Origin of the sequence: Marinactinospora thermotolerans DSM 45154, from assembly GCF_900167435.1 — a bacterium.
Lineage (GTDB): Bacteria > Actinomycetota > Actinomycetes > Streptosporangiales > Streptosporangiaceae > Marinactinospora > Marinactinospora thermotolerans.
In genome coordinates this window covers 1-6,144 of record NZ_FUWS01000012.1, presented here as the reverse complement: position 1 = coordinate 6,144, position 6,144 = coordinate 1, and the positions used below count along the sequence as shown (strand labels likewise).

At 67.8% G+C, this 6,144-nt stretch carries 5 protein-coding genes; 2 read left to right on the top strand and 3 right to left on the bottom strand.

Annotated elements, in window-relative coordinates; all coding sequences use genetic code 11:
• Positions 1–637 precede the first annotated feature (637 nt).
• Together B5D66_RS19930 and B5D66_RS19925 are read left to right on the top strand one after the other, a co-directional pair.
• Positions 638–2,377: a leucine-rich repeat domain-containing protein gene (locus B5D66_RS19930; RefSeq protein ID WP_200813722.1), complete on the top strand. Its 1,740-nt coding sequence runs from the start codon at positions 638–640 to the stop codon at positions 2,375–2,377.
• A 67-nt stretch (positions 2,378–2,444) separates the two neighbouring features.
• Positions 2,445–3,302, top strand: coding sequence for a YwqG family protein (locus tag B5D66_RS19925; RefSeq protein WP_200813721.1), 858 nt, complete (start codon positions 2,445–2,447; stop codon positions 3,300–3,302).
• A gap of 763 nt (positions 3,303–4,065) precedes the next feature.
• Here the strand turns inward: B5D66_RS19925 and B5D66_RS19920 are convergent.
• From B5D66_RS19920 to B5D66_RS19910, 3 genes are all read right to left on the bottom strand, one after another.
• A complete protein-coding gene (locus tag B5D66_RS19920) occupies positions 4,066–4,266 on the bottom strand; it encodes a DUF397 domain-containing protein (RefSeq protein ID WP_078763322.1) in 201 nt (66 codons plus the stop codon).
• A gap of 10 nt (positions 4,267–4,276) precedes the next feature.
• On the bottom strand, positions 4,277–4,564 hold the full coding sequence (locus tag B5D66_RS19915; protein ID WP_144390221.1) for a Scr1 family TA system antitoxin-like transcriptional regulator: 288 nt from the start codon (positions 4,562–4,564) through the stop codon (positions 4,277–4,279).
• A 294-nt stretch (positions 4,565–4,858) separates the two neighbouring features.
• On the bottom strand, positions 4,859–5,626 hold the full coding sequence (locus B5D66_RS19910; protein ID WP_078763320.1) for a GntR family transcriptional regulator: 768 nt from the start codon (positions 5,624–5,626) through the stop codon (positions 4,859–4,861).
• Positions 5,627–6,144 lie beyond the last annotated feature (518 nt).

Genomic DNA, 6,144 nt, shown 5'->3' with positions numbered 1-6,144 from the left:
GTAAGCCCCGCGCACGCGGGGATGGACCGACCTTCAGCCCACGCTGGGGGCGGACTCCGCTGTAAGCCCCGCGCACGCGGGGATGGACCGCGGAAACCCTGGCGAGGAGGCCCGAGCGGGACGTAAGCCCCGCGTACGCGGGGGAGTCCCGGGCTGGTTGGAGTACAAGGCCCGGAGTGCGTCCCTGACGAGAGGGCACTGTGTCCCCACTATCAACTAGGGACCACCTAGTCATTCGTCGTCCAGATGTTCGCCATGAGGGAGATGGCGCCCCGAGGGGCGACAAGGGCTGCTGACTCCCAGGTGATCCGGTCCCCAGCGCGAAGAGCCGTCCTTCGCTGTTGCGGCGGTGGAGACGCTACGGTGCGGACGCGGAGGTGGAGACATGGCGGTGCGGACGGACCGCGCAGACGGTGGTGGCGACGCGGCCGTGTAGACGCGGCCGCCTGGTTGCGGCCTCCATCTGCGGGTGAGCCCCCCGCAGATGGATGTCGGTCGTGTGCCTGGAGCCGGCGTCGGCGGGAACGCCGTCCCTCACTGGCGTTCCGGGTGACCGTTTCGGGCTCAGGCTTGGGGCCGGCCCCGTCCGCTGACCGCGCCGCTCCCGTCGTCGTCCCCTACCTCTACAGTCCCTCCCATGACACGACCGACCTCCCCTGGCGCCCCCACCGGCGACCCCCAAGAAGACGACGACACCGCAGCCCGGATCGACCGGTTGCGGGCACTTCTAGAGACCGCGAGTCCCGCCGAGGCGGGTGAGGCCGTGCGGGAACTCATGTCGCTGGCCGCGTCGGGCGGCGGCGGAGAGGCCCTTGACCTGGCCGTCCGGTACAGCGGCAGATCCGACTGCTCCACCGAGGAACTGGTCCGGTTATGGGCGATCGCCGACGGAGACCCGTTCGGCTTCTGCGAGAACCTGCCGGCTCCGGCGTACCGCGCGCGCAAGGCGGTCGGGAAACTCGTGGAGCTGTCCGAACCGGGTGACGGCGGCCATGCCCTGAAACTCGCCGCCCGGCTCATCTCGGCGGACACGTACGCATCCAAGTTCCTTGTCCGTCTGTGGGGGACGGTCCGCGACCCGGACGGTTTCGCCGAGCACCTGCTCGCACCGGTGTTCCGGCGGGAGGGCAGGACGGAACTGCGGTTTCCCCGCGTCTCCTACCCGCGCGGTCTGCGCCATCTCACCATGCTCGAATCGCTCCGCTTCGAGTGGTGTGGTGAGCTCACCGACCTCGGTGAGGTCGGTGAACTCACCGGCCTCACGGACCTCGTTCTCTACGGTTGCGGCAAGGTGGAGGATCTCACCCCGATCGGCCGTCTCTCCCGGCTCACCCGCCTTGATCTGGGCGGCTGCGGTGCGATCGAGGACTTCGAGCCGTTGCTGCGTCTCAGTGGTCTGCGGGAACTGATCCTGCGCGGGACCAAGGTGGGTTCGGTCCGTGGTTTCGGTCAGGCGCTCCCCGCTCTGGAGACCCTGGATCTCCGTTCCTGCCGGTCCTTCACGGATCTGGACGGACTCGCCGAACTGCCGAGCCTCACCGACCTTCGGCTGGGCGACCTCGACGGGCTTCGTGACCTCGCGCCGTTCGCCGCTTTCCCGCACCTTCGCTCGCTCCACGTTCAAAGTCGCAAGGGGCTGCGGACGCTGGACGGGCTGGGCGGTCTTCCCCAGCTGGCGGAGCTGGAGATCGACGCCGGTCCCGAACTGCGCACCCTCGAAGGGCTGGGGGGCCTTCCCCGGCTGACGAAGCTGACGATCCGTGCCCCTGAACTGCGCACCCTCGAAGGGCTGGGTGAGCTTCCGGCGCTGCGGAAGCTCACCCTGACCAGTTGCCCGGCGCTGGCCGACCTCACGGGGCTCGGCCGGCTGCCCGCGCTGCGGTCGCTGCTGATCAACGGCACCGCCGTTCGCGATCTCGGCGGCCTGTCCGGTTCTCCGCTGGTCACGCTCTCCCTCCTCTACATGAAGGACCTGGAGTCCCTCAGCGCTCTCCAGGGCTGCCCCGGCCTGCGTGAACTGAAGCTGACCGGCTGTCCCTTGGTGGAGGACATCCCACTGGACCGCCTCGAACGGCTCTCCTTGTCCGGCGCGCGCTGGGCGGACCTGTCGTCTCTGGTCGGCCCGCGCGGTCCCCGTACAGGTGGGCCGGGGACATCCGAACCGGAGGACGCCGCCCCCTTCACCGCGCTCTCCCACCTCGCCGAACTCGACCTGCGGAGCCACCAGTCGCTCAAGGACATCCGGCTCCTGCTCGACCTGCCGTCGCTGCGACACGTCCACCTGGCCGAGAGCGCGTGCCTCTCGTCCTCGGCTGTCGTCGATCCCGTGGTGACCGACCTCAGGGCACGAGGTGTGACGGTCACCATCCACGGCTGACCGTCCACGATCGGCCGATCATCCGGCGTGTTCCCACCGCCGGCCCCCCTTTCAGCAGGAGATCCCGTTGACCTGGTTGACCCCTGACAAGCTCGACACACTGAACGAGTTCCGTGAGAACGCGCTCGCGGCGGGCATCCCCCCGGACGACATCGCGCGATGGACGGACACCGCCCGCCCCTGCGCCATCCTGGAATGGAGGGGAGACGGGCCGGTGGTCGGCCGGCTCGGCGGCCCCCTCCTGCTCCCCGTGGACGCCCCCGACCCCTGGTGCAAGCTCGCCGCCACTCTCGATCTCGCGGCGCTGCCCGCCGGGGCCACCGACCTCGCCCTTCCCGCCGACGGTCACCTGCTGCTGTTCGCCGACCCCGATCCCGACCGGATCGGCGAGGGGAACCTGGGCGCTGCGCTGCACATCCCGGCCGGCACGGCCGTCGAAGAGCGCCATATAGACCACGATCCGGAATGGAGGAACTACCCGTACGAAACGGACTTCCCGGAGGGGCTGCTCCACCTGAGAACCGGTGTCTCCCTGCCTTTCCACACCTCGGTCCACGCTCCCGGGTTCCCGTTCGGTAAGCCCCTCCCGGAACACCCCAGGGCCCACGACCTGATCGACGTGTGGGCGGAGCTGTCGGGCAACGACTACGGCGTCGGGCTTCAGCTGGGCGGATACGCCGAGGACGAGTACCAGGCGGAGGACCCCAGCGTTGCGGCCGGACGGGAGGCGGCACGGGCGGAGGCGCGGGGCGAACTGCCCCCGTCCGATACGGACGTGCGCCCTGAGGACTGGGTGTGCCTCGCCCAGTGGCAGCACGGTATCGACGGCCTGGAGATGGCCCTCTACTCGTGGTCGATCGCCCGGCAGGACCTGGCCGCGGGGCGCTTCGATCGGGTCTACGCCACCATGACCTGGAACCCGTGACCCACGCGGGGTGGAGCCGGGCCGCGTCCGCCCGGTTCCGGCCGTCCCCGTGCGGGCGCTCCGCCTGGTCATGGGCGCTGCCGGGTCGGCGGAGTGGATCCTTCGGGCGGGCGACACCACCTGGCGACCTCCGCGAGCCCCGAAAGGGCTTCTCGCATATGGACCGACAGGGAAGCCCCGCTTCGGCGGGGGCGGGGCGACCGGGCGAGGGCGGGAATGGCGCCTTTCACCACCACGGTGGCCTGGATCGACGTCCGCGAGAGGCTGCCGAGGATCGGAATCCCGGTCGTGGTGGCCATCAAAGGCATATACCGGCGGCGGATCGGAGCCGGTCCGCCGCCGGTGAGCGGGGGATGCGGGCCGTGGTGCCGAGGGCTTCGGGACGGCGGCCCTCGCCCGCCTGGTCAGGCCGGCCACGCGGCCGGCCTGACCAGGCGGGCATGCTGCTCCCCGCGCACGCGGGGGAGTCCCGGGCGCCTTGGAGCGCTAAGGCCCGGGAGTGCGTCCCTGACGAGAGGGCACCGTGTCGCCAGCGTGAACTGAACCAGGGACTACCTGGTCGTAGGGCATCTCTGCTTCTTCTCGGGTATCCACTTGTGAGGATGCCCGAGAGGAAGGCCCCAATGCTACGTCGGGGCTCGGTTCATCGGCGGCTCGCGTGGCCGGCCGTCGATGGGTACGATTCCTTGTGGGAAATGCATTGGGTATGCATACGAAGAGGCACCGGCGGTTCGCTGGTGCCTCTTTTGTTTCTGTTGTCCGGTTACAGTCGGCCGGTCTTCACGGCGTCGAGGAACGCGGCCATCTCAGCGGCGGGGAACGTCAGGTGGCCGAGGTCGGGGTTCTGGGAGTCACGCACGGCCTGGGCGCCGGGGAGGTCGGCGACCTCGACGCAGTTCTGCGTTTTGGCTTGGCTGTAGCTGGACTTTCGGAACTTCATGGAGTGGGAGTGGGAAATGTTCATGGGTATCCCTCTACGACATGGTGTTCAGTAGATCGGTGATGTAGGCGACGGAGTCGTCGACAGACAGAGCGGATGGCTGGATGCCCCTGTACAGATGCTCATACCGCTGTACCTCTTCGTCCCTCTCTAGGTACAGCTCGTCGAACGCTGACTCCAAGTAAACGACACTGGGGTCCGGGGTCGGAAAGTCGAGGATGACGAAGCCGCCAGTCAACGCCGCGTGCGGCCCGATCATCACCGTCGAGGTCTCCACGTGGTCGGGGTGGTCATTCACATGATGTTGGCTGAGGCGCTTCACCGGTGGATCACCGATGCGATTCGCGACGGCATCGTGTCCGTATCGCTGCTGGCTCCCACGGACAGACGTCGGAGAGTGCGTTCTTCTCGGGAATCGGTCGCAAACGGCCCCCGCGCGATCGGTGAATTCCAGGGGCCATTCTGCTTCTCGGTCTACAGTCGGCGGCCTAATCTGGCCGCATGAGCGAGCAGTGCGGTGAGCAGGTCTGCCCCACCTGTCACGGTACGGGGGAGATTGTTATTTCTCCCGAGTGGGGAGAGGTCGGCCCCTGTCCCACTTGTCACGACTAGTCGTTTACTCCTCTGTCGGGGATGGCATCGGCATGTCGTAGGACAGCCGGTATCGGTCCGCGGGGATGGCGATTTCGGACACCTGCACAGGTCCACTCGCGGTGTGCGCAGTCTGCTCGATCACGAACAGCGGGGTGCCACTGGGAATGTCGAGCGTTTGCGCCTCGGCGGTGCTCGGCATCCGCGCGCTGATCACCTCCGCGATGCCGGTGATCGGTCGTCCGATCGCGGCGTACCGCGCGACCAGGCCGGCGCCGGCATGCGGGCCGGAGGTCGGATCAGCGATCGCGGTGCCGTCGGTGATCCGGGCGACCTCCCAGCAGACCGAGGACGACACCGGTTGCCCGTCCATCGTGATGCGATACGTCACCTGTACCACGGCGTCACCCACCTCAATGCCGAGCCACTCGGCCACCCGCTCGGAGGCCGTGGTGCGCACCGACTCGGCCATGACGTCGACGGACCGTCCGGCCGTCTCGGCCTCGCGGTAGTAGCTCGCCTGCGGGTGGTCCTGAGGCCAGAATCGGTGTGGCGCGTACCGTATGAGCGGTCGGCGCCCCTCTCGGACGAAGACGCCACGCCCTTGGTGACTTTCCAGTAGCCCGAGGTTTTTCAGCTCGGCCAGAGCGCGGCGGATGGTCGTCGCGGACACGGCGTGTTCGTCGCACAGCTCTCGCTCGGACGGGAGTTGTGAGCCGGGCGTGAGCTGGCCTTCGGTGATCTGCCTCCGAATGCGCTCAGCGATGATGGCGTACGTCGGTTTCCATCCCATGTCGGGTCCTCTCGTGACGGTGAACCGAGAATCTTCCGCATCCCCCTTGCGCTGTCAACGCAGGTGACTCTAACTTCTAATACTAAGCATTAGAAGATGCTGACCGAAAAAGCCCCGGCGAGCGTGCGTCCGCTCCCGGGGCGTGGCCTCGCCTGAAGAGAGCAGGGAGACATGGCTCATCGTAGTCCGAAATGGACACGGATCTTCGCGATTCGTCTTCGAGAAGAAATCGTTCTGGCGGTCGGGAACCTCCGGGCGTTCTTCGTTCCCATCCCCGAACTCGTGGGCGTTCCCGGCACAGCGCCATGCCCGGTCGAGCCGTCCCGCTCATCGACTCCTACAAGAGAGCTTCGCGCGGGTGGATCTCCTTCTGGGGAGCTCGCGCAGTATGCCGAACGTGTACCGGATCACTACGGGTGGTGCCTGCTCGCGGAGCGGTATGCGCATAAGTGGGAGCTCACCTATGACTACGACGCGGTGATGCCGTATCGGGCGCGGCATCGGGGGCAGCCGGATCT